General features: G+C 66.8%; 20 protein-coding genes and 1 pseudogene. 11 read left to right on the top strand and 10 right to left on the bottom strand.

The genetic code is table 11. From position 1 onward, the window contains the following. Window positions 1-55: 55 nt before the first annotated feature. The gene (locus tag AC0KUR_RS10505) at window positions 56-970 is read left to right on the top strand and encodes a LysR substrate-binding domain-containing protein (RefSeq protein WP_473375850.1); all 915 of its coding nucleotides are present in this window, start codon (window positions 56-58) and stop codon (window positions 968-970) included. 49 nt (window positions 971-1019) lie between these two features. Here the strand turns inward: AC0KUR_RS10505 and shc are convergent, their stop codons facing one another. Next, the gene (shc, locus tag AC0KUR_RS10500; RefSeq protein WP_473375849.1) at window positions 1020-3059 is read right to left on the bottom strand and encodes a squalene--hopene cyclase; all 2040 of its coding nucleotides are present in this window, start codon (window positions 3057-3059) and stop codon (window positions 1020-1022) included. Between the two features lie 53 nt (window positions 3060-3112). Between shc and AC0KUR_RS10495 the strand changes: the two genes are divergently transcribed. Further along, the gene (locus AC0KUR_RS10495) at window positions 3113-3802 is read left to right on the top strand and encodes a TetR/AcrR family transcriptional regulator (protein ID WP_473375848.1); all 690 of its coding nucleotides are present in this window, start codon (window positions 3113-3115) and stop codon (window positions 3800-3802) included. A 173-nt stretch (window positions 3803-3975) separates the two neighbouring features. Here the strand turns inward: AC0KUR_RS10495 and tcuC are convergent, their stop codons facing one another. The 5 genes from tcuC to AC0KUR_RS10470 all read right to left on the bottom strand — a co-directional run bounded on the left by tcuC (window position 3976) and on the right by AC0KUR_RS10470 (window position 10440). Then, window positions 3976-5295, bottom strand: coding sequence for a tricarballylate/proton symporter TcuC (gene tcuC / locus AC0KUR_RS10490; protein WP_473375847.1), 1320 nt, complete (start codon window positions 5293-5295; stop codon window positions 3976-3978). Window positions 5296-5353: 58 nt separating this feature from the next. Further along, the gene (gene tcuB, locus AC0KUR_RS10485; RefSeq protein WP_049035748.1) at window positions 5354-6568 is read right to left on the bottom strand and encodes a tricarballylate utilization 4Fe-4S protein TcuB; all 1215 of its coding nucleotides are present in this window, start codon (window positions 6566-6568) and stop codon (window positions 5354-5356) included. Beyond that, window positions 6555-7964 carry an FAD-dependent tricarballylate dehydrogenase TcuA gene (gene tcuA, locus AC0KUR_RS10480; protein ID WP_473375846.1) on the bottom strand — a complete coding sequence of 470 codons (1410 nt, stop codon included), beginning with the start codon at window positions 7962-7964 and terminating at the stop codon, window positions 6555-6557. Before tcuA ends, tcuB begins: the two co-directional genes overlap by 14 nt. Window positions 7965-8027: 63 nt before the next feature. Further along, window positions 8028-8981: a LysR family transcriptional regulator gene (locus AC0KUR_RS10475; RefSeq protein WP_049035751.1), complete on the bottom strand. Its 954-nt coding sequence runs from the start codon at window positions 8979-8981 to the stop codon at window positions 8028-8030. Between the two features lie 163 nt (window positions 8982-9144). After that, window positions 9145-10440: a citrate synthase family protein gene (locus AC0KUR_RS10470; RefSeq protein WP_473375845.1), complete on the bottom strand. Its 1296-nt coding sequence runs from the start codon at window positions 10438-10440 to the stop codon at window positions 9145-9147. 103 nt (window positions 10441-10543) lie between these two features. On the opposite strand from AC0KUR_RS10470, the gene AC0KUR_RS10465 reads away from it, so the two are divergent. The 4 genes from AC0KUR_RS10465 (at window position 10544) to AC0KUR_RS10450 (ending at window position 15111) form a co-directional block, all read left to right on the top strand. Next, entirely contained in the window at window positions 10544-11977 is a 1434-nt protein-coding gene (locus AC0KUR_RS10465; RefSeq protein ID WP_473375844.1) for a CoA transferase, read from the top strand. Window positions 11978-12086: 109 nt separating this feature from the next. Continuing rightward, window positions 12087-12497, top strand: coding sequence for a VOC family protein (locus tag AC0KUR_RS10460; RefSeq protein WP_473375843.1), 411 nt, complete (start codon window positions 12087-12089; stop codon window positions 12495-12497). A 197-nt stretch (window positions 12498-12694) separates the two neighbouring features. Further along, window positions 12695-14260 carry a methyl-accepting chemotaxis protein gene (locus AC0KUR_RS10455; RefSeq protein ID WP_034191892.1) on the top strand — a complete coding sequence of 522 codons (1566 nt, stop codon included), beginning with the start codon at window positions 12695-12697 and terminating at the stop codon, window positions 14258-14260. A 206-nt stretch (window positions 14261-14466) separates the two neighbouring features. After that, window positions 14467-15111 (top strand): HD domain-containing protein, encoded by a 645-nt coding sequence (locus AC0KUR_RS10450; RefSeq protein WP_473375842.1) that lies wholly within the window; start codon window positions 14467-14469, stop codon window positions 15109-15111. A gap of 10 nt (window positions 15112-15121) precedes the next feature. Here the strand turns inward: AC0KUR_RS10450 and AC0KUR_RS10445 are convergent, their stop codons facing one another. Continuing rightward, window positions 15122-16102, bottom strand: a complete 981-nt coding sequence (locus tag AC0KUR_RS10445; protein ID WP_124670036.1) for a helix-turn-helix transcriptional regulator — start codon at window positions 16100-16102, stop codon at window positions 15122-15124. Between the two features lie 100 nt (window positions 16103-16202). On the opposite strand from AC0KUR_RS10445, the gene AC0KUR_RS10440 reads away from it, so the two are divergent. The 3 genes and pseudogenes from AC0KUR_RS10440 (at window position 16203) to AC0KUR_RS10430 (ending at window position 18490) form a co-directional block, all read left to right on the top strand. Next, entirely contained in the window at window positions 16203-16865 is a 663-nt protein-coding gene (locus AC0KUR_RS10440) for a glutathione S-transferase family protein (RefSeq protein ID WP_124608693.1), read from the top strand. Between the two features lie 224 nt (window positions 16866-17089). After that, window positions 17090-17200: pseudogene (locus AC0KUR_RS10435) on the top strand (acetoacetate decarboxylase); the annotation flags it as partial. 45 nt (window positions 17201-17245) lie between these two features. After that, on the top strand, window positions 17246-18490 hold the full coding sequence (locus tag AC0KUR_RS10430) for a saccharopine dehydrogenase family protein (RefSeq protein ID WP_473375841.1): 1245 nt from the start codon (window positions 17246-17248) through the stop codon (window positions 18488-18490). Between the two features lie 46 nt (window positions 18491-18536). Here AC0KUR_RS10430 and AC0KUR_RS10425 read toward each other — a convergent pair whose 3' ends face one another. Beyond that, the gene (locus tag AC0KUR_RS10425; protein WP_473375840.1) at window positions 18537-19418 is read right to left on the bottom strand and encodes a LysR substrate-binding domain-containing protein; all 882 of its coding nucleotides are present in this window, start codon (window positions 19416-19418) and stop codon (window positions 18537-18539) included. Window positions 19419-19550: 132 nt separating this feature from the next. Between AC0KUR_RS10425 and AC0KUR_RS10420 the strand changes: the two genes are divergently transcribed. Further along, complete coding sequence (locus AC0KUR_RS10420; protein ID WP_034191886.1) at window positions 19551-20183, top strand: FMN-dependent NADH-azoreductase; 633 nt, start codon at window positions 19551-19553, stop codon at window positions 20181-20183. A gap of 25 nt (window positions 20184-20208) precedes the next feature. Here AC0KUR_RS10420 and AC0KUR_RS10415 read toward each other — a convergent pair whose 3' ends face one another. After that, complete coding sequence (locus tag AC0KUR_RS10415; RefSeq protein WP_059562461.1) at window positions 20209-20826, bottom strand: LysE family translocator; 618 nt, start codon at window positions 20824-20826, stop codon at window positions 20209-20211. Window positions 20827-20892: 66 nt separating this feature from the next. On the opposite strand from AC0KUR_RS10415, the gene AC0KUR_RS10410 reads away from it, so the two are divergent. Continuing rightward, on the top strand, window positions 20893-21816 hold the full coding sequence (locus AC0KUR_RS10410) for a LysR family transcriptional regulator (RefSeq protein WP_473375839.1): 924 nt from the start codon (window positions 20893-20895) through the stop codon (window positions 21814-21816). Between the two features lie 221 nt (window positions 21817-22037). Here the strand turns inward: AC0KUR_RS10410 and AC0KUR_RS10405 are convergent, their stop codons facing one another. Continuing rightward, window positions 22038-22436 (bottom strand): nuclear transport factor 2 family protein, encoded by a 399-nt coding sequence (locus tag AC0KUR_RS10405; protein WP_473375838.1) that lies wholly within the window; start codon window positions 22434-22436, stop codon window positions 22038-22040. Between the last annotated feature and the right edge of the window lie 19 nt (window positions 22437-22455).

Raw genomic sequence — 22455 nt, 5'->3', positions numbered from 1 at the left:
GCAGGCAAAATGCACTGTCCAATACAGCTTGATCAATGCTCCATAATCCAGTGTTATGACCATGCCATCGCTGAGAATCCGTCAGATCGAAGCGTTCCGTGCGGTGATGCAGCGCCATACCGTCACGCGCGCCGCACGCGATCTCCATATCTCGCAGCCGGCCGTGAGCCGGCTGATCGCCGATCTCGAGGACCGGATCGGCTTCGTGTTGTTCGAGCGGCAGCAGGGGCGGTTCACGCCGACCGCGCAGGCGCGCGTGCTGTACGAGGAGGTCGAGCGCGCGTTCGTCGGGCTCGATCGCGTCGCGCAGGCCGCCGAACAGATCCGCGCGATGCGGCGCGGCACGCTGCGCGTGGCGGGCTCGCCGGCCGTCGCGCTCGACCTGCTGCCGGCGCTCGTCACGCGTTTCTCGCATGCGCATCCGGGCGTCGACATCACGCTGCTCGCGCACAGCGCATCCACCGTCGTCGACAAGGTCGCGTCAGGGCAGTGCGATGTCGGGCTGATCGCCGAACCCGTCCCGCATCCGGCCGTGCGCGGCGAGCGGCTCGCGGAAAGCGCGATGTGCTGCATCGTGCCGCGCGGGCACCGGCTCGCGCGCAAGCGCATCGTGCAGCCGGCCGACCTGCGCGACGAATCGTTCATCTCGTTTCCGCCGAGCTTCGAGGCGCGCAGCGCGATCGACCGCGTGTTCGTCGAGGCCGGCGTGCCGCGCGTGCTGTCGATCGAGGCGCAACTGTCGCAGACGATCGTCGCGTTCGTCGCGAACGGCGCGGGCGTCGCGCTGATCGATCCGGTGACGGCCGTGTACGCGGGCCGGCGCGTGGCGGTCAAGCCGTTCGAGCCGGCCGTGCCCGATCACTTCTATCTGGTGACGTCTGCGTCGCAGCCGCTGTCGATGGTCGGCGACGCGTTCTGCGCGGATCTGCGTGACGCGTTCGTCAGGATGCGGGAGCAGGGCGGAGGATGATCCGTCACGACCGCGCCGGGTACCCCGGGGCACCGCGGCGCGTGATCGTTCAAGCGATTGCCGTGTCGGTGGCTTCCGCCGCGGCGCGAGCCGGGGCGGCGGCGCCCGCCAGCCGTCGGTAACGCGCAAGGGCCCACAGCGGGAAGTACGCGGTATAGCCGTGATACTTCAGGTAGAAGATGCGCGGGAAACCCGGCGCATTGTGCGAGCGGTGCCACCAGAAGCCGTCGTCCTGTTGCACCGACAGCAGGTACGCGATGCCGCGTTTCACCGAATCGGATTCGTGGTCGCCGAACGCCATCTGCGCGAGCAGCGCCCACGCGGTGAAGTTCGACGTGCTTTCGCCGCCGTTCGTGCCGCCCAGCTTCGGGTCGAGATAGCTGTCGTTGGTCTCGCCCCAGCCGCCGTCCGCATGCTGCTGGGCGCGCAGCCAGTCGATCGCGCGTGCGATATACGGCTGCGACTTGTCCTCGCCGGCGAGCGCGAGGCCGGCCAGCACGCTCCACGTGCCGTAGATGTAGTTCGTGCCCCAGCGGCCCCACCAGTTGCCGTCGGGTTGCTGCGTGCGCTTCACGTAGTCGATGCAGCGCGCGCGCGACGCGCGTTCTTCCGGGCGGTTCGTCACGCCGAAGCACAGCAGCACGCGGCCCGACACGTCCTCGGTCGGCGGATCGAGCAGCGCGCCGTGATCGGCGAACGGGATCGCGTTCAGGTACATGCGGTCGCAGTCGGCGTCGAATGCCGCGAAGCCGCCGTTGCGCGATTGCAGCCCGCGCATCCAGTCGAGCGCGCGTGCGACGCGCGGCGCGTGCGGGTTCGTGCCGTCCGCGTTGCGGTGCGTGCGGCCGCGGCGATCGAGCATCGCGGTGACGACCGCCGTGTCGTCGATGTCGGGGTAGTACGGGTTCGCGTACTGGAATGCCCAGCCGCCCGGTTCGACATCGGCCGGCGCGTTCTCGATCCAGTCGCCCCGCAGGTCGTCGACCTGACGCTCGGCCAGCCAGTCGTACGCGCGTGCGATGCGTGCGTCGAGTTCGCGCAGCGCGCCCGACGCCGTCTCGCCGGCGTCCGGCACGGCGACGCCGCGTGCCTGTTCGAGCGCCATCGTGCTCCACGCGGTGTCCCACACCGGCGACAGGCACGGCTGGCAATACATGCTGCCGTCCGGCCGCGTGACCAGCAGCTTTTCCAGCGCGTGTTCGCAATCGCGCCGCAGCGGATGGTCGTCCGGGTAGCCGAGCACCTGCATCATCTGGTAGCTGTACACGATCGGCGGGAAGATGCCGCCGAGCCCGTCCTCGCCGTTCATCCGTTCCGCGCACCAGGCTTCCGCGTGCCGGATCGCGCGCTGCCGCAGGCGCTTCGGCATCAGCGGCTCGATATGGCGGACCGTGCGGTCGAGCGCGAGGAATACCTTGCGCATGCCGCTCGCGGGCGGGAAGTACCGGCGCTCCTCGTCCGGCGGCGTGACGAACAGCTCGCGGATCGAGATGTTGCGCGGATTGCGCGCGCGGGCCTTCAGCGAGCACAGCACGAGCAGCGGCACCATCGTCGTGCGCGCCCAGTATGCGACCTTGTACATCGAGATCGGCACCCACTTCGGGAACAGCACGAATTCGATCGGCATGAACGGCGCCGCGCGCCACGGCACCTGGCCGAACGTCGCGAGCAGGATGCGCGTGAACACGTTCGCGCGCGCCGCGCCGCCGAGCGTCAGGATCGCCTCGCGCGCACGGATCATGTGCGGTGCGTGTTCGCTGTCGCCGGCCGCCTTCAGCGCGAAATACGCCTTTACGCTGCACGACACGTCCGGCGCGCCGTCGACGTACAGTGCCCAGGCGCCATGCGTGTCGAGCCGCTGGTTCGCGCGCAGGTAACGCGCCATCCTCTCCTGGCGGTCGTCGTCGATCTTGTCCATGAAATGCATCATCAGGATGTATTCCGCGGTGATCGTCGCGTCGGATTCGAGTTCGAAACACCAGCTGCCGTCGGGCTGCTGAAGGCGCGCGAGCGCATCGCGTCCACGGGCGATCGCGGTGTCGAGCGCGGACCAGGAAGAGGGGGCGGTTTTGTTCATGCGGCGGATCATACCATCCAGCCGGAATGTTTATATCGAGACACCCGGGTGCTACCATCCGCACCATGAAAAAACGTCTCGAACCCGCGCCGCACGATGTGTCCGCGCCCGTCGAACCGGCTGGAACGGCCGGTGCGAGGGCGTCTGAAGGATCGTCAGCGCCCGCCGCCGTCGCCGCCGGCGTGCGGCGAAAAAAAGCGCCGGATCAGGTGCGCGCGCAATTGCTGGCGGCCGCATCGGAAATCGCGACACATCACGGCGTGGCCGCGTTGACGCTCGATGCGGTGGCCGAGCGTGCCGGCGTGACGAAAGGCGCGTTGCAATATCACTTCGCAAACAAGCAGGGGCTGCTCGATGCGTTGTTCGGCCAGGCGACCGCGCGGTTCGGCGCGCAGATGGACGCGCGCATGACGGCGGATCCGAGCGGCGACGGCGCGGCGGCGCGCGCTTATTTGCATGCGGTGCTCGATGCGGCCAATCCGGCCGCGAGTACCGACGTGCTGCGCGTGCTGGTCGCGTCGATGATTACCGAGCAGGACACGCGCGAACGATGGTCGGTGCCGATGCGCGAATGGACGCGGCCCGATCCGGTGCCGCTCGAGCAGGCTGCGACGCTGATGATCTGCCGGCTCGCGGCCGACGGGCTGTGGATTTCGGAATTGCTGGACAGTGTCGAGGTATCGGCCGAACTGCGCGCGGAGATCGTGCGCCAGCTCGATGCGATGAGCAGGGGCGTGTTTCCCAACGGCGGTTGAAGCAACCTGTATCACACCGGCTTGCCCGCGCCCGGACATGCCGCTCCAACGGCAAGCGGGCGCGGCCTGCGTTGCCGCGCAAGCGGGCGCGCGTCGCCCGTTCTTGCCGCCGCTGGAAAAACGAAAGCCCGGCGCGAAGCCGGGGTGACCGGCACGCGCCGATGCAATCGCTGTCAGGCCGACGATGCCGCCGACGCGTTGCCGTCCGCGCGGCGACGGTACAGCCCGAGCGTCGCGCACAAGCCGCAGAGCGCGGCGAAGCTCAGCCAGTAGCCGGGTGCGGCCTTGTCGTGCAGGACCTGAATCAGATACGTCGATACCGCCGGCGTAAAGCCGCCGAACAGCGCCGTCGCGAGACTGAACGCCAGCGAGAAACCCGCGACGCGCACTTCGACCGGCATCACTTCGGTGAGCGCGGCGACCATCGCGCCGTTATACATGCCGAAGAAGAACGAGAACCACAGCAGCACGATCAGCATGCGCGCAAAGCTCGGCGCATCGGCAAGCCAGGACAACGCCGGATAAGCCGTGAGGATCGCCAGCACGGAAATGGCGAGCAGCACCGGCTTGCGGCCGATGCGGTCGGAGATCGTGCCGCCGATCGGAAGCCAGATGAAATTCGATGCAGCCACGAGCAGCGTCACCATCAAGCTGTCGGAGGTGGACAGCTTCAGTACCGACTTGCCGAAGGTCGGCGTATAGACCGTGATGAGATAGAAGGTGGTGGTGGTCATGGCGGTCAGCAGCATGCCGCCGATCACGGTGCGCCAGTTGGCGAGCAGCATCGCGAAAATGTCGCGTGCCTGCGGATGATGCCGCCGCGCTTCGAATGCCGCGGTCTCCTGCAGCGAGCGGCGCAACACGAACAGGAACGGCACGATCGCGCAACCGATAAAGAACGGCACGCGCCAGCCCCATGCGGCGATCTGCTGTGCGGACAACCACGCGTTCAGGCTGTAACCGATGGCCGCCGCCACGACGATGGCCACCTGCTGGCTCGCCGACTGCCAGCTCGTGTAGAAACCCTTGTTGCCGGGCGTCGCCATTTCCGCGAGATAGACGGATACGCCGCCGAGTTCGGCGCCTGCCGAAAAGCCCTGCAACAGACGCCCGAGCAGCACGAGCGCCGGCGCGAGCAGGCCGATGGTCGCGTACCCGGGCACGCAGGCGATCAGAATGGTGCCGCTCGCCATGATCGACAGCGTAACGATCAGCCCGGTGCGCCGTCCGACCTTGTCGATGTACGCGCCGAGAAAGATCGCACCGAGCGGACGCATCAGAAAGCCCGCGCCGAACACCGCGAAGGTGAGCATCAGCGACGCGAACTCGCTGGTGGCCGGGAAGAAGATCTTCGAGATCGACGTCGCGTAGAAGCCGAACAGAAAGAAATCGAACTGTTCGATGAAATTGCCGCTCGTCACACGCAACACGGCGGCGGCCCTTGTCGTGGGCGAAACGCCGGGTGTCGCGGCGATCGGTTCGGTACGGTTCATTGCGTCTCCTGCTTCTTGTCTGTAGTGATGGGCGCCCAACGGGCGCCCGGGTGACTGGCTAATCCGAACCGAGGCTCAGTGTGCTGCGTTGGCGCTTCTCGATCGACGATTTGAGCAGCGCCGCCGAGCGGAAGATGCCGTGCGCGAACTTGCCGTAAGGCAGCGTGGCGAACAGCGCCATCACGATGCCGAGATGAATCGCGAGCAGCGACGGCATCGCCGAGGTCGTGCGGAGTGCGAGCAGCGCGAGACCGGACGTGCTCGTCAGAAGCAGGAGCGCGATGAAGCCGCGGTCCATCGGACGCTGACGAGCGTCGCCGCGCGCCGGAGCGCGTTTCAGGTTCAGCCACAGCAGTCCCGCCGGTCCGGCGATCAGTCCGATGCCGCCCGCGGTTCCCAGCAGCACCGGCACGCTCAGAAACGGATACGGCGCTTCCAGCCCGAAGGCATAGTGATAGAGCGTCGCGACGGCGGTCGCCGCGAAGCACAGCATGAAGCCGTAGAACGTCAGGTGATGGAACCGGCGCCGCGCCAGCGTGAACGTATCGTTCTCCTCGTTGCAGCCGTCGCCGTGGCCGCCGTCCAGGTACTTGAGCGTCAGCGCGTTCCGGGCCGCTTCCGCGACGGCCGGCGCGCTCGCGCTCGCCGTTCCTGCCGACACGTCGCGCCAGAAGCGCGTGACGCCGATACCGAGCGCGAGCATGGCGAACAGGAAAACGATGCCGAACATCGCCGCGAGCAGGTTGTGCGGGAAGATCGCGTAGAAGTTCGCGGGTGCGACATCGTCGGGCAAGCCGCCGTGCAATGCCGTACCGAGCAGCAGAAACAGCGCGAGTCCGGCCGCCAGTGCGACCGACAGGGTCAGGCCGTTGCGCTTGTACAGCGCGCCGAACGACGCGGGAAACGCGTATTCGGTGTAGGTTTCGAGCCGGACTTCGGCCATCGCTTTCGGCACGTTCACGCCGAACTCGTGCGGCGGCGCATATTGGCACGCGTGATAGCACGCACCGCAGTTGTGGCAGAGATTCGCCAGATAGTTGACGTCCGCCTTGCCGAATTCCAGGCGGCGCGTCATGGCCGGGAACACGGCACAGAAGCCCTCGCAGTAGCGGCAGGCGTTGCAGATCTGCATCTGCCGGGCGACTTCGGTTTCGCCGGCGCTCATCGGCACAATGGGAATCACGCGCGCCGTGCTGTCGCGTGGCGTTTTTTTCGTCTCGACCGAAAAGGCCGTGCGCGTGTGTTCGGGCGCGAGCGGGTCAGACTGCTGCACGGGTTGCCTCCGTTGTTTTGAGTGCGGCGCGCGCGGCCTGCGTCCCGGCAATGCGCCCGAAGGCCGTGCCGATCGACATGCCGACGCCCGCTGTATAGCCCTTGCCGAGCACGTTGCCGGCCATCATTTCGCCGGCCACGAACAGGTTCTCGCTGGCGGTGCCGCCGAAGTGAACCTGCGCGTGGTCGTTGGTCTTCAGTCCGAGGTACGTGAACGTGATGCCCGGCCGCAGCGCATAACCGTAGAACGGCGGCGTCTCGATGCGGCGCGCCCAATGCGTCTTGGGTGGCGCGAGCCCTTCGGTGTGGCAGTCGTCGAGTGCGGTGTGATCGAAGGTGCCGTCGCGGCACGCATCGTTATAGCGCGTGAGCGTTTCCATGAAGCGTGCTTCCGGCAGCCCGAGCTTGCGCGCGAGTTCCGGCAGCGTGTCGGCCTTTTCGCCCGGAAACACCGGCGGCATGAAGCGGCCGATGGCTTTCGAATCGATGATCGAATAGCCGATCTGCCCCGGCTGATGCGCAACGAGCCGTCCCCAGATTGCATAGCGCTTCGGCCAGAAATCCTCGCCTTCGTCGTAGAAGCGCTGGGCGTCGCGATTCACCACGACGCCCAGCGACACGCAGTCGATGCGCGTACAGATGCCGCCGTCATACAGCGGAGCGCGTGCATCGATCGCGACGCAATGCGACTGCGACGGGTCGCCGATCATGTCGGCACCGGCGTCGGCCATATGCTTGATGAGCACGCCCTGGTTGAAGCGCGTGCCGCGAATCAGGAAGTTGTCGGCGGGCCATTCGCCGCGCGCGTTTTGCCCCCACGCTTCGCGCAGCCATTCGCGATTGGATTCGAAACCGCCGGCCGCCAGCACGCAGGCGCGTGCCTCGAAGCGCTGGCTGCCGCTGCGCGCCGCGATGAAGCGGCTGCCGTCGAGTTCGAGCGAATCGACGGGCGTTTCATAGCGGATATCGACGCCGAGCGCTTCGGCGCTGCGGTAATACGCGTTGACGAGCGCCTTGCCGCCACCCATGAAGAACGCATTGGTGCGGGCCACGTGCAGCGCACCGGACAGCGGCGGCTGGAACCGTACGCCGTGCTTCCGCATCCACGGCCGGCACGACGACGACGCGCGGATCGTCAGCCGCGCGAGATGCTCGTTCGTGATGCCGCCCGTGACTTTCAACAGGTCCTGCCAGAATTCCTCTTCCGGATAGGCATCGACGAGAACGTCCTGGGGGGCATCGTGCATGCAGCGCAGATTGCGCGTGTGTTGCGAGTTGCCGCCGCGCCATGCGCGCGGCGCGGATCCGAGCAGCAGGACCGAGGCGCCCGCTTCGCGCGCCATCAATGCGGCACACAGCGCGGCATTGCCTCCTCCGATTACGAGCACATCGACCATCAGACTTGCCTCCTTTTGGGCAAATCGTAAAGGCCTCGTGCACGCGCCGCTACCAGCCAGCCGTCAACGGGTGTTCACTTTTTGTGAAGGCTGAGGTTCCCGCAGCCGTGCGCCGGGCCAACGGCCTTCCCGCACCAGTTGACGGGCGACATCGGCGAGCACCACGCGCGCGGCGAGACCGGCGGGAGACAGTTCGTCATCGGAGATGCTGGCGAGCATGTTGGGCCGCGTGGCGTATTTCTCGGCGACGGGCACGCTCGTGAGTATCACGTTCTCGGGCCTTGCGAGCGCCGCGCCCGGCTGTATCGTCGCGCCGATGCCGGCGCGGACGAAGTCCATCAGGAGCGCGAGGCCGTCGACTTCGGCGACGATGTTCGGCTCGTACTCGGCGCGCCTGAATGCGGACAGCAGCAGCGAACGCAGCCCGTGCGTGCCGCTGGGGAGAATCAGCGGAAGCCTGCCGAGATGCTTGAGCCGGACGGATGCGCTCGTCGGCATGCCATCGAGATCGCCCGCGCCGATCAGGAACAGCCGCTCGTCCAGCAGCGGCAGCACGCTCCAGCGTTGCGCGGACTCCTCGCGGAACAGCACCGCGAGGTCGATCTGACGCGCGCTCAACATGGACGCCAGATAGCCGGAGAGACTTTCGACCATGTGCAACCGGACATCGGGATAGCGCGCGCGCATGGCCTGCATGAACGCGACACCCATCACGCTCGCCGTGCTCGGCGCCATGCCGACGCTGACGTGGCCCGACAGACGGGCTGAGCGTGCAGCTAGCGCGGCATCGTCGATGTGACGCAGCGCGAGTTGCGCCTGACGCCAGAACGCCAAACCTGCGTCGGTCGGGACGACGCCCGCCGAGGTGCGTTGCAGCAGACGCGTGGACAGCTCGCCTTCGAGGCGGCTGATCTGCTGACTCAATGCCGAGGTCACCACGCCGAGCTCCAGCGCTGCCTTGCCCATGCTTCCGTGTTCCACGACGCTGAGAAAATAGCGCAGTTGTCTGAGTTCCATTCCGCGATTGGTCAGAAGGATCGGGCTGATATTTTGACAGAAGGTCGTCGAACCATCCTCCGCTTCGAGGTCGGTTTGTCATGGTCCGGCGCCGGCGACCGCTCCCGCGAAGAGTGCGGGCTTGCGCATGTCATGGCACGCCACGCCCGCGTCACACGCTCCGCTATCGCGCGCTGAAAAACGTGGCAAGGATGTCGTTTTCCGGCGCCCCTTGCCGCGACACGGTGCGCTTTTCCGGCCGCCCGCGCGATCGAAGCGGACCCGAGCCGGCATGCGTTTCGCTTGACCGCACTCCCGTATAAACCGCGCGAGGCCTGATCAGGTCGGGATGTTCGCGCTGTTCGAGCCCGTGCGCGATCCAGCCGATCGAGCGGCCCAGCGCGAACAGGCCGAACGCGGCGCCGACAGGCAGCCGCAAATGCCGGCGTAGCGCGACGAGCGCGAAATCCACCGAAGGCCTCTGGCCAACCAGCGAACTGCCCGCCTCGATCATCGTTTTCCATTGCCGATGGCGCGGCAGCATGCGCGACAACAGGGCCGTCGCCCGCACGTCGCCACCCGGATACAGCGAATGTCCGAACCCCGGCAGGTCGTCACCGCGGTGCAGGCGCTCGCGCATCGTGCGCGCGACGTCCCGGTTGCCGATTTCATCCCACATCGCCTCGACCCGCGCGGTGGTGGCGCCGTGCCGCCCGCCGGACAGAGCGGCGAGGCCGCCGATCACGACCGCTCGCAGGCTCGCATTCGTCGATGCCACGCATCGGCCCGTGAAACTCGATGCGTTGAGTTCGTGATCCGCGCACAGGACGAGCGCGATCCGGATGAGTTCCGCGCCCGCCGGGCCCACGCCCCATGCGCGCGCGCATTGCACGTGAACGGGCGCCGCATCGAACCCGGTGCGCAACAGGCACGCGGCGAGGATCCGTACCAGATCGCCGCAACCCTGCGCCCGGCTGTCGGCCGCTTGCTGCCACACCGCCGTCGGTGCGTCGTCGGTGGCGACGGCGAACAGCGGCAGGAGCGCTTGCTCCGCGCGTTGATCGCCGTAGTGCTTGAAGAGGGTGCGCAACACCGCGGGTGCGCGGGGAACGCGAGGACCGAACGCGGTGCGCTGGTCGCATTGCCAGAGCAGCGCGGCGACTTCCTCGAGACTCGCGTGGCCGGCGAGATCGAGCGCGTTCGCGCCGCGATAGAAAAGCTGGCCACCCTCGATCAACGTGATGCTCGATTCGAGCACGGGCGCCCCCCAGTTCAGCGCGGCTTTCGCGACTTCCTTCGGTTTGCGGCCGCGCGCACGTTCGGCCGCGAGCCGGTCGACGTCCGCCGCGAAGTAGCGGCTTTCGCGCGGATTGCCCGAGGGCTCCGCGCGAAGCAGGCCGCGGCTGACGTAGGCGTAAAGCGTCTGCCGCGAGACGCCCAGCTTTGCGGCCGCTTCGATCGAATTCAGGTAGGGCGACATGGCATCAGGCTCGAATCGTTCGACAGGTTGATCAGGATAATCAACGTTGACAACAAATGCGAGCGAGCCGATCGTTGCGTCACCGAAACGATTCGAGACGAACATGCGTGCCGATCAAATTTCCCGTGTTGCGACGACGGCCGGCGAGGGGCCGATATCGCGCCATCTGCAGGCACTCTGGGCCGCGCTGGGCGGCGCGCCGCACTTTCTCGAGCGTTGCCGCTTCAGCGGGTCGGGCGAACTGCCGTCCGCGTTTCGCGTGACCGACCTGGCCAGTGCGGCGATTGGCGCGGCAGGTGCGGCCGTTGCCGAACTGGTGTGCGAATCGACCGGCACATCGCCGGCCGTTCACGTCGACCGGCGCATGGCGTCGCTGTGGTTCGGCACGTCGCTGCGCCCGTCGGGATGGACGCTGCCGCCTCAGTGGGATCCGGTGGCCGGCAACTATCGGGCGCGCGATCGCTGGATCCGTCTGCACACCAACGCACCGCATCACCGGCAAGCCGCGTTGACGGTGCTCGGCTGCGCGGCGGATGCACAGGCAGTTGCCCGGACGGTCGGCCGCTGGGACGCCGAGGCGCTCGAAGACGCGATCGTCGGGCGCGGCGGTTGCGCGGCGGTGATGTACTCGCGGGAGGAATGGGCCGCGCATCCGCAAGGCAAGGCCGTTGCTGCCGAACCGTTGCTGCACGTTCACGCCACGCAGGCGGTAGCGTCGCGCGACTGGCAGCCGGCGCGAGACCGGCCGTTGCGCGGCATTCGCGTGCTCGACCTGACACGCATTCTCGCCGGCCCCGTCGCGACGCGATTTCTGGCAGGGCTCGGCGCCGACGTGCTGCGCATCGATCCGTATGGTTGGGAAGAGCCGGGCACGGTGCCCGACGTCGTTCTGGGCAAGCGCTGCGCCCGGCTTGACCTGAAGCAGCCCGCGGATCTCGCTACGCTCAAGCGGCTGCTGCGCGGCGCGGATATCGTCGTCCACGGCTACCGCTCCGACGCGCTCGCGCGTCTTGGTCTCGATGCCGCGCGACGGCGCGAGCTCAATCCCGCGCTCGTCGACGTATCGCTCGATGCATACGGCTGGAGTGGCGCCTGGCATTGCCGGCGCGGCTTCGACAGCCTTATCCAGATGAGCACGGGAATCGCCGACGCTGGCATGCGCGCGGCGGGAAGCGACGCGCCGGTGAATCTGCCCGTCCAGGCGATCGACCATGCGACGGGTTACCTGATGGCGGCGTCGGCCGTACGCGGCCTGACGGCGCGACTGAAGGACGGTGCGGGCACCGAGGTTCGCGCTTCGCTGGCGCGTACGTCGGCCGTGTTGCAGCTGCGTTCCGAGCCGATGAGCGACGTGGTTGCGTTGGTTCCCGAGACGGAGCACGATCGCGCGAATCACGTCGAAGCGACGTCGTGGGGCCCCGCAACACGGCTGCTCCCGCCGTTGCGAATCGAGGGGGCGCCGCTCGCGTGGTTCCATCCGGCACGCGCGTTGGGCGCGTATGAACCGCGGTGGCTGGATTCGAACGTCGGCCTTTGACGAGCGGAGAAGAGAGCGGACGGTATCTGATCAACCCTTCGGATTCCTTTGCAGGGTGCCGGTGCGCGGAGGACAATACCGCTGACGCACGCATCGGAGGTTGCGCACCATGGCCACATTCCAGCCCGGCGGATGGCATACCGTCACGCCACGGATCGTCGTACCGGATCCGGAAAACCTGATCGCATTCGTCCGGACGGTGTTCGACGCCCGCGGCGAATACCGTGCCGGCTTGCCGGCCGACATCCGCATCGGCGATTCGGTCGTGATGATCAGCGGCGACGACGGTCTGCGCGATCCGATGCCGGCGTTCCTGTACGTGTACGTCGAGGATACCGACGCGATCCATCGGCGAGCGGTCGCGGCGCACGCGATCTCGCTGGAAGCGCCCGCCGACATGCCGTACGGCGACCGGCGCGCGATGGTGAAGGATCCGTGGGGAAACCTCTGGCAGATCGCCACGCATCGGCGCGACCTGTCGGCCGACGAGATCCGCGCAAGGCTCGCCGGCGGGGAATAGCCGCAATTTTTGCTGCCTAGTCTGTCGCAATCGTCAAGATTCATGTCGCGTCCAGGTAAAACCTTCCCGTTCCCCATGCCGTTATCCGGTTCGTAGCCCCGCGCCGCGTGCTCACGAGCCGTGACGCGGCGCTCGTCGTTCGTGATCCGGAATCCACATCCGCCGCGGCCCGCACCCGGCCCGCGCAAGGGAACGTCATGCGAAAACAACTCACCATCCGCGGTGGACTCGTCGCGACCATCGCCGGTTATACCGTGCTGCTCGTGCTGGTGGTCGGCGCCTGTATCGCGGCCCTTTATATGGGTAACGATTCGCTCGAGGCGATGTACCGCGACGACACCGCTTCGCTGCTGCACCTGAAGACCAGCTCCGAGCGGATGCTCGTGTTGCGCGAACGCATGAGCGACGTGGCGCAGATCATCAGCGCGGGTCAATCGGGCAAGGAGGGCACCGCGCAGCTTCACACGCTCCTCAAGCAGAGCAATGACGAACTGGAGGCGTACACGCGCCTGCATGCGCGCGACGCGAACGAGCAGGCATTGTTCGACGCGCTGCAGAGCCGCCGGCGCGCGCTGCTCGATCGGGTGTTCCTGAAAGCGCTGTCGCAGCTCGACGGCGACGACGCGTTCAACTTCCTCGACACGCAGCGCACCGCGCCGCCGGCGCTGTTCGCCGCCTACCAGGACGCGATCGACGCGCTCGAATCGTTCCAGGTCGCGCGCCAGAAGGCCCGCTACGAGGCGGCCGGCGTGCGTTTCCACCGGATCGTGTGGGGGATGGCGGCGGTCGCCGGGCTGGCCCTCGTCGTCGGCTTTTTCGCGCAGCGCCTGCTCGCGAAGGCGATCATCGAACCGATCCATCTCGCGGTCGGCCAGTTCGAGAAAATTTCGAAAGGCGACCTGACGGGCACCGTCGTCGTCGCGGGCGAAAACGAAATGGCCTACCTGCTGAATGCGCTGAAGCGGATGCAGGACGGTCTGGTCGACACCGTGAACCAGGTGCGCGCGAGCACCGAGACGATCGTCGGCGACGTCCGCACGATCGCGAGCGGCAACGTCGACCTGTCCGCGCGCACCGAGCAGCAGGCCGTGTCGCTGCAGCAGGCGGCCGCGAGCGTCGAACAACTGACGGCGGCCGTGCGCCAGAACGCGGACAACGCACGCGATGCGCGGACTTACGTCGAAGGGGCGGCCGGCATCGCGTCGCGCGGCGGCGAGGCGATGCAGCGCGTCGTCGAGACCATGTCCGCGATTTCGACCAGCTCCGCGCGGATTTCCGGCATCGTCGGCACGATCGAAAGCATCGCGTTCCAGACCAACATCCTGGCGTTGAACGCGGCGGTCGAAGCCGCGCGCGCGGGCGAGCAGGGGCGCGGGTTCGCGGTCGTCGCGACGGAGGTGCGCGGGCTCGCGCAGCGCTGCGCGTCGGCGGCGAAGGAAATTCGCGACCTGATCGGCAGTGCCGCGCGGCGGGTCGAAGACGGCAGCGGCCTCGTCACGCTGGCCGGCTCGGCGATGAGCGAACTCGTCGCCGCGGTCGAGCGTGTCAACGCGATCATGGGGGAGACCAGCAACGCGTTCGAAGAGCAGTCGGCGGGGATCGAGCAGGTGAACGCCGCGGTCATCCAGATGGAGCAGACGATGCAGCGCAATGCGGCGCTGGTCGAGGAGGCCGCCGCCGCGGCGCTGTCGCTCGATGAACAGGGTTCGCGGCTGAGCGCGGCGGTCGCGCAATTCCGTCTGCGCGACGAGGCCGTCGCGTGAGGCGGGATCGTGTGGCGGTATCGCCGTGAGCCACACTGCGCGTTGCCGGGTAATGCATGGCCGAAGCGGTACGCGTGCCGGCCGTTGCCGATGGAGGCAGTCGTTTGCCTGATGCGCGGGCAGCGAGGCAACAGGATTCGACGTCGGGTCGTGAACGTGCCGAGCATGGGGGATAATCGGCGTCCCCTCTTCGACCCTCCGCACCCGTGACGACTTCTGCGTTCGCCCCCTTTCAGGATCTGGCTCATACCTTGCTCGCTCAGTGGCCCGACGCTCATGGCGACGGCGCCCACGACACGTCGCATCTGCAGCGCGTGTGGAAGAATGCCGCCGCGATTCATGCCGAGGAGGGCGGCGACGCCGAAGTGCTGTGTGCGGCAACGCTGTTGCACGACTGCGTCGCGGTCGAGAAAGATTCCCCGTTGCGCGCACAGGCGTCGCGGCTGTCGGCGGAAAAGGCGCGGCGGGTGCTGAAGTCGCTCGGCTGGCCGGATGCGAAGATCGACGCCGTCGCGCACGCGGTCGAAGCGCACAGTTACTCTGCCCGTATCGCGCCGAGGACACTGGAAGCCAAGGTGCTTCAGGATGCCGACCGGCTCGATGCGATCGGCATGGTGGGCGTCGCGCGCTGCTTTTATGTCGCGGGCCGGATGGGCAGCGCGTTGTATGACCCGGCCGATCCGCATGCCGCGAATCGGGCGCTCGACGACACGCGATTCGCGATCGACCACTTCCGCACGAAGCTGCTGAAGCTGGCAACCGGTTTCCAGACCGTCACCGGTATGCGCATGGCGAACGTTCGTCGCGAGCGATTGCAACGCTTTCTCGACGCGTTCTCCGACGAGATCTGAGGGCGCCGCTTCAATCGCCGACGGATCGATACAGCGCGTTCAGCTGCGACAACTCGTCGAGGAACCGGTCCTTGAGCGCCTGCGGCCCGAGGATCTTCACGTGCGCGCCGAAGCCCAGCAACTTGCGCGCGCCGTGCTCGATCGATTCGATGGGCATCAGGAATGCGTTCCATCCCGGCGGTACGTCCGCATTGCCGGCCTCATGCCCGGCCGGCGCGGCCTCGATCCGCGCATTGGCCAGCCAGGTTGCGCCGCGCGGCGATAGGGCGACATGGGCGGTGAGCCGATGGAGATCGGCTTCGACCCGGTTCATCGCGTCACGCCAGTGCGCGGCCAGGTCGAATCGCGCGGGGCGCCTGAAACGGCGGCGCGTCGTGTTGAATTCGCGGATGTTCGCGAGCCGGAAAGTGAGCGCGGCGGGTTTGCCGACTACCCTCGCGATCAGATACCAGGCCCCGCCCTTGAGCACGAGGCCGAGCGGTTCGAGCGCGCGGCGGGACACACCGCGCCAGCTCTGGTACGTCACGTCGATGCAATACGCACCCCACACCGCATCGGCGGCTTCACGCAGGAACGCGGGCGTTTCCTGCGCGCGGTACCAGTCCACGGTGTCGACGTGCAGCCGGCTCGCGACGCGATCGGCCTGCTCGCGCGAGGCCGGCGGCAGGCTGGCGATCATCTTCAGCCGCGCGGAAGCCGCCATGCCGTCGAGCCCCAATTCACTCGCCGGCCCGGGCAAGCCCGCGAGGATCAGCGCGCGCGCTTCGTGTTCGGTGAGCCCCGTCAGATCGGTGCGCCAGCCGTCGCGCAACTGAAATCCGCCGTTGCGGCCGCGCTCGCCCCAGATCGGCACACCGGCCGTCGAGAGCTGGTCGATATCGCGCAGGATCGTGCGCTCGGACACTTCCAGCGCTTCGGCAAGCGCCGGCGCGGTCATTCGGCCGCGCGCTTGCAGCATCATCATGATCGACAACAGGCGGCTCGCTTTCATACGCGACACGTTACCTCAAATACATGACACTGGATGTCATGTTTTCAAGCATATGCTTCGTCGCATCACTGAACCCGTTCCACTGTAGCGGAGACGAACCATGAAGATCATTTCAGGACCGCTGAGCATGTTCGGCGCCAAGGTCGAGATTGCGGCGCACGAGAAAGGCATCGATTTCGAGCGGGTGATGGTGCCGTTCAGTCAACAGCGCGGCTACGAACCGAAGCATCCGGACGTCTTGCGTATCAACCCGAAGCGCCAGGTGCCCGTGCTGATCGACGGCAATCTGGAGATCTTCGATTCCACGCAAATCTTCGAGTATCTCGAGGACCTGAAGCCGCAGCCCGCGTTGTGGCCCGCGCAACCGGCGGCGCGCGCCGTGGCGCGTCAGCTCGAACACGGCAGCGACGAAGTCTATTTCCCGCACGTCGTCCGGCTGATGGGGCTCGAGCGCACGCCGGACGACCCGGCGGCGCAGGCCGCGCGTGCCGAGGCGGCGCAATACTATCGACGCATGGAGCGCGTGCTCGCGGATCGGGATTTTCTGGCCGGCGCCTACTCCTATGCCGACATCGCGTTCTACATGGCGCAATTGTTCGGCGCACGCAAGGGCGCGCCGATGACCGACGACACGCCGAACCTGCTCGCGTGGCGCGAACGGATGACGGCTCGCCCCGCCGTGCGCAAGGTGGCCGGTGCGATGGCGGCGTATCTTGCGTCGATCGGGGAAGCCGTTCCCGGGTTTCTGCGCGAACTTTGGTAGCGGCTTTCGCACGACGGCCGCATGATCGCCCGGCGCGGCGCCGAGCGCCGGAGCGCCGCACGAACGAAGTCCGACGTGTTCCTCTATTCCGGGCCTTGACCTTGAAGTCGACTTAAAGCTTAGAGTGCTTGCTGACGACAGTGAATCAGCGGCGTCGGGTGTCGACTGCCACGGTCGATCACCGACGAGAGGCGACGAGCATGGACCGGCGATTGACGCAGGTCGGGCTCGGTGCGTCGACGGTCATGCGGCTCGACGTGGTCAAGGATGCGCAACGGGTCCTGAACCTACAGACGCCCCTGAAAACCTTCGATGCCCCCGGAATGCCACGCTGACGATAGGGATGCGCGACGCGCGCGCACGCACCGGAGGAGCCACTCATGCAGCAACCCGCCTACGATCTCGTCGTATTTGGCGCCACCAGTTTTGTCGGGCAGATCCTGTCCCGCTATCTGTCCGACTACCTGCCGGACGCCGGCGAGACGCTGCGCTGGGCGATCGCCGGCCGGTCGGAGGCGAAGCTCAGGCAAGTCAGGGAGGCGCTCGGCGCGGCCGGGCAGTCGGTGCCGATCATCGTGGCGGACGCGGCCGACGAAGCGCAGCTTCGGGCGCTGTGCGCGCAAACGCGGGTGGTCGTGTCGACCGTCGGGCCGTACGCCCTTTACGGGGAACCGCTCGTCAGGGTCTGTGCGCAAACCGGCACCGACTACTGCGACCTCACCGGCGAGACGCAGTGGATCAGGCGGATGATCGACCGGTACGAGCCCGCGGCCCGGCAATCGGGCGCGCGCATCGTGCATTGCTGCGGCTTCGATTCGGTGCCGTCGGACATGGGCGTTTTCTTCCTGCAGCAACACGCGCGGCGGCAGTGGGGCATGCCGGCCGGGCAGGTGAAGATGCGCGTCCGCACGCTGAAGGGCGGCGCATCAGGCGGCACCGTGGCGAGCGTGATCAACGTCGTGCGGGAAGCGGCGGCCGATCCCGCGTTGCGCCGCGAATTGCTCGATCCTTATTCGCTGTGCCCGAAAGGGCATGGCTTTACGGCGCGGCAGCATGCGGTTCGGTCCGCCGAATTCGATCGCGATTGCGATGCGTGGATCGCCCCGTTCGTGATGGCGGCGATCAACGAGCGCGTCGTGCATCGCTCCAATGCGCTGGCCGGCAATGCGTACGGCAGCCGCTTCACCTATGACGAAGCCGTGATGACGGGCGCGGGCCTCAGGGGCCGCCTGACCGCGCTGACGATCGTCGCGGGACTCGGCGCGTTCATGGTGGGCATCCTCGTCAAGCCGGTGCGCAGCCTGATGGAGCGCTTCCTGCTGCCGAAGCCCGGCGAGGGACCGAGCGTCGAGGCCCAGCAGGCCGGCCGCTACGACTTGCGTTTCTTCGGTCGGGCCGACGACGGGCGGATCTTGCGCGTGAAAGTCACCGGCGATCGCGATCCGGGTTACGGGTCGACCGGCAAGATGCTCGGGCAGGCGGCCCTCAGCCTCGCGCTGGATGGCAGCGCCGACGGTGTCAAGCGCGGGCGCGGCGGCGGCTTCTGGACGCCCGCGACGATGTTCGACGAGCGCTATATCGAGCGCCTGGTTCGCCATGCCGGGTTGCGCTTCGAGGTGATCTGAGCGTAATCCACCTGCGATTGAAGAAGCAGGGTAAAGATCGCGCCGCTCACGACGCCCGGTCGCGTTTGCCGGCGCTCGTGCGGGCGGTCGTCTCGTCCAGGATCGTCGCGGCGAATTCGGCGGCGGCCGGCATCCGGGCGTCATGCATCATCACGAATGCCATGTCCGGCAGTGCCGGCAAACCCTCGGCCACGCCCAGCTCGCGGAGCGTGTCGTCGATCGCGCTGCGCGGCACCGGGGCGATCGCGACACCCGCTCGCGCGAAGGCCCGGATGCCGGTCACGCTCGGGCTTTCGCACGCGATCCGGTAGTCCATGCCGGCCAGCGCGAGTGCCTTGATCGCGGCGCCGCGGTAAGGGCACGGATCGGGGAAACATGCGAGCGGCACGTCGCCTTCCGGAAGCGGCTCGTGGCGCGCAAACGCCCAGGCCAGCGGCTCCTGCCACAACGTCGCGCCCTGACCGGCATGCGAGCACCGGCTGCCGATCACGAGATCGAACTCGCCGTTTGCGTACCGTTGGAACAAGCTGTCGCCGATGTCGACCACCAGATCCATCCGCAGGCCGCGCCGCGCGGCGCCATGGCGTCGCATCAGGTCCGGCAGCCAGCCTTCCGCGACATCCTCCGACACGCCGATCCGCAACTTGATGTCGACGGCGTTGCCTTTTCCCAGTTTCGCCCGCGCTTCCTCGCTCAGATTGAGCATCGCGCGTGCATAGCCGAGCAGTGTCTCGCCATGCGCGGTGGGCGTGACGCTGCGCGTATTGCGGACGAACAGGGCGCGGCCGACCTGCTCCTCGAGCCGAACGATCTGCGCGCTGACCGCGGACTGGCTGAGGTTCAGCCGATGACCGGCACCGGTAAAGCTTCGTATGTCGGCGACCGCAACAAACGTATGAAGCAATGCCGTGTCGAGGGGAGGATTCATTGATCATCAATCCAGGTTAATTCGATCAATTAATATCGTTTCCGGATTATAAGCCGACCCGATACGCTGCGAGTCGCAGTGGGCGATCGCGCATCCCGCGCGTCGCCGTCACTCGTCGCAAGGATTGGCTCCATGACACGCGTGCTCTATATCGAAGGCTCCCCCAACAAGGCATATTCGGCGTCCATCGACGTGTGCAACGCATTTCTCGATGCGTACCGGCATGCGCATCCCGATCATGACATCCAGAAACTCGATATCTGGGACGTGGCGCTGCCCGAATTCGATGCGGCCGCGCTGGCCGCGAAGTATGCCGGACTGAGCGGCACGGCGCTGACGCCGGAACAGGCGGCGGCGTGGCAGCAGATCGAACGGCTCGCGGCGCCGTTCCACGAAGCGGACAAGTTCCTGTTCGGCGTGCCGCTGTGGAATTTCAGCATTCCGTACAAGCTCAAGCACCTGATCGACGTGATCTCGCAGAAAGACGTGCTGTTCACGTTCGACGGCACGGGTTTCAGCGGCAAGCTGGCCGGCAAGAAGGCGGCGGTCGTGTATGCGCGCGGGCTCAGCTATGAGGCGCCGGGTTCGTTTACGCCGGCCGCCGCGTTCGACCTGCAGCGTCCGTACATGGAAACGTGGCTGAAGTTCGTGGGCGTGACCGACCTCACCGGGATTGTCGTGGAGCGCACGTTGTTCGGCCCGGACGGGAAGATCGATCGCAGTCGCGCGCTCGACGAAGCCCGGACGATCGCGCGCACGTTCTGACGTTGCCGCATGGTCGGCGGTCAGGTCAGCGCCCGCCGCGCGCGATGGCGAGCGCGACGCCGAATCCCACGAGCAGGCAACCGAAGGTGCGGTCGATCCAGTGGCGCAAGGACAGCAGGCGATCGCGGACGGCCGTCGCCGAAAAGCAGACGGCCACCAGGCTGAACCAGCCGGCATGCGCGACCGCGATGAACGCGCCATAGCCGATCTGTACGATCAGCGGCGTGTCGGGCCGCACGGCCTGCATGAACAGGCTGACGATGAACACCGTGGTTTTGGGGTTCAGCGCGTTGGTCAGGAAACCGGTGCGTAATGCGGCGAGATCGGACAGCGGGGCCGCCGGCGTGTCGGGTTGCCTGGCGTGGGCCTTGGCCATGAGCATCTTGACGCCCAGGTAGACCAGGTAGATCGCGCCGATCAGCTTGATGGCGTTGAAGAGCCACAGCGATTGACGGATCAGCAGCCCGATGCCCAGCAGCGTGTAGCTCACGTGAACCGTGACGCCCAGCCCGATTCCGAGCGCGGTGAGCACGCCGGCGCGGCGCGACAGCATGAGGCTGTTGCGCGTGACCATCGCGAAGTCCGGGCCCGGGCTGATGACGGCCAGCAACGTGATGGTGACTACAACTATCAATTCGGTCATCGCTTTTCCTTTCGGTTGGAGTCTTGATGGCACAATCTTAGCCACCGTATTCCATCAGGAAAAACGATGATTTCTGACGACGATCGTGAGTTTGACTCACAATCGACCCGTGCGAACCTGCCGTCGCTGATGGCGCTGCGCTGTTTCGAGGCGGCGGCGCGTCACGAGAATTTCAGCCGTGCGGCGGACGAGCTGTGCGTGACCCACGGCGCGGTCAGCCGCGCGGTGCGTCTGCTCGAGGAGGATCTCGGCGTGGCGCTTTTTCTGCGGCGCAGTCGTCGCGTATTCCTGACCGATGCAGGACGCAAGCTGGCGCAGGCCGTTCACGACGGCCTCGGCCTGATGCGTCGCGCTACACAGGAATTGCGTGGCGAGGCTGAGCGTGCCCGGCGGTGGGTACTGTCGTGCGAGCCGACGCTGCTGATGCGCTGGCTGATCCCGCGCTGGCCGGATTTCCAGGCGCGACAGGCGGATGTCGATATCCACCTGGTTGCCGAGGGCGGGCCGTTTTCGTTCGACAGCGGGATCGACATGGCGATTCGCCGCAACGATTTCACGTGGCCGGCGGGGTATCACGCGGAGCCGTTGTTCGCCGAGCAGGTGGGGCCGGTTTGTCGACCGGACAAAGCCGGTGCGTGGTTTGCCGCGCGCCGCGGCCAGCGTTCGTTGAAGCAGGAGGCGCCGCTCCTGCATACGCGGACCCGGCCGAATGCGTGGAAGGAGTGGACGGTGGCGGCCGGTCTGCCGGCCGCGAGCAGGCGCGGGCAGACGTTCGATCATTTCTATTTCAGCCTGCAGGCGGCCGTTGCGGGGCTGGGGGTGGCGATCGGACCGTGGCATCTCGTGCGCGACGACATCGAAAGCGGTGTGCTGGTCGCGCCGATGGGATTCGTCGAGGATGGCTCGCATTACTGCCTGCTGACGCCGGCGCCGGTGGTGGACGGGAGCGTACCGGGGGCGTTGTTGAGGTGGTTGCGGGCGGTAGTGTGATGGGGGGAGTTGGGGAGCGGAAGTGGGCCGTGCGTGGCGAACTCGATCGGGGGTGTCGATCCATTCCGGCCCTGACGGCAGGGTCCGAGGTCAAACGGTCGTTCCGTCTCGTCCCGGAACGCCGGCTGCTCGGCGGGGCTCCAGCGTGCGCGGAAGTGCGACTTCATGCGGAGCAGCCCACCGCACACGCCAGCCGTCGGGATTGGCCGACATCGATTCGGCTACGCGTATTTGTCGCCGACCGTACTGCGAATCGGATGGGTGTCGTAGACGATGATCATCCGTTCGATGCGCCCCGCGCTGTCGAACTCGAACACGTCGACGCACTCGAAGTGCGCCACCGAGCCGTCTTTGAGCGCCCAGTCGTAGATGAAGTAGCCTGTCGCACGTCGAGCCCCGCTCGTGCTGACGCAGATATCGATCGGTGTAATCTTGCTTGCTCCCGACGCGGCGGCAACCTTCGAAAAGAAGCGCTCAGGGTGCATCCAGCCGAGAAATGGCGAGAAAATCTGCGCGTCCGGCGTAAAGAGCGCGCAAATGGCATCGACATCGCCTCGCTCCAGTTCCCGAAGGTAAGCGCGAACCTGTTCCGTATATAGTGAGGCCGACGTTGAGCCCAAGATTATCCTCCGATCATTC

The sequence above is a fragment of the Burkholderia sp. YHN3-13 genome (genome assembly GCF_055810675.1).
The sequence above is the reverse complement of the archived record's forward strand: the minus strand, read 5'-3'. Positions and strand labels throughout refer to the sequence as shown.

Bases quoted from the DNA above. Each gene is read 5' to 3' on its own strand.
- AC0KUR_RS10470 (WP_473375845.1), bottom strand. From the start codon at position 10,440: ATGTCGCCCTACCTGAATTCGATCGAAGCGGCCGCAAAGCTGGGCGTC.
- AC0KUR_RS10430 (WP_473375841.1), top strand. From the start codon at position 17,246: ATGCAGCAACCCGCCTACGATCTCGTCGTATTTGGCGCCACCAGTTTT.
- AC0KUR_RS10410 (WP_473375839.1), top strand. From the start codon at position 20,893: ATGATTTCTGACGACGATCGTGAGTTTGACTCACAATCGACCCGTGCG.
- AC0KUR_RS10445 (WP_124670036.1), bottom strand. From the start codon at position 16,102: ATGAAAGCGAGCCGCCTGTTGTCGATCATGATGATGCTGCAAGCGCGC.
- AC0KUR_RS10465 (WP_473375844.1), top strand. From the start codon at position 10,544: ATGCGTGCCGATCAAATTTCCCGTGTTGCGACGACGGCCGGCGAGGGG.
- tcuA (WP_473375846.1), bottom strand. From the start codon at position 7,964: ATGGTCGATGTGCTCGTAATCGGAGGAGGCAATGCCGCGCTGTGTGCC.
- AC0KUR_RS10495 (WP_473375848.1), top strand. From the start codon at position 3,113: ATGAAAAAACGTCTCGAACCCGCGCCGCACGATGTGTCCGCGCCCGTC.
- AC0KUR_RS10440 (WP_124608693.1), top strand. From the start codon at position 16,203: ATGAAGATCATTTCAGGACCGCTGAGCATGTTCGGCGCCAAGGTCGAG.
- shc (WP_473375849.1), bottom strand. From the start codon at position 3,059: ATGATCCGCCGCATGAACAAAACCGCCCCCTCTTCCTGGTCCGCGCTC.
- AC0KUR_RS10505 (WP_473375850.1), top strand. From the start codon at position 56: ATGACCATGCCATCGCTGAGAATCCGTCAGATCGAAGCGTTCCGTGCG.
- AC0KUR_RS10420 (WP_034191886.1), top strand. From the start codon at position 19,551: ATGACACGCGTGCTCTATATCGAAGGCTCCCCCAACAAGGCATATTCG.
- AC0KUR_RS10460 (WP_473375843.1), top strand. From the start codon at position 12,087: ATGGCCACATTCCAGCCCGGCGGATGGCATACCGTCACGCCACGGATC.
- AC0KUR_RS10415 (WP_059562461.1), bottom strand. From the start codon at position 20,826: ATGACCGAATTGATAGTTGTAGTCACCATCACGTTGCTGGCCGTCATC.
- AC0KUR_RS10475 (WP_049035751.1), bottom strand. From the start codon at position 8,981: ATGGAACTCAGACAACTGCGCTATTTTCTCAGCGTCGTGGAACACGGA.
- AC0KUR_RS10455 (WP_034191892.1), top strand. From the start codon at position 12,695: ATGCGAAAACAACTCACCATCCGCGGTGGACTCGTCGCGACCATCGCC.
- tcuC (WP_473375847.1), bottom strand. From the start codon at position 5,295: ATGAACCGTACCGAACCGATCGCCGCGACACCCGGCGTTTCGCCCACG.
- AC0KUR_RS10425 (WP_473375840.1), bottom strand. From the start codon at position 19,418: ATGAATCCTCCCCTCGACACGGCATTGCTTCATACGTTTGTTGCGGTC.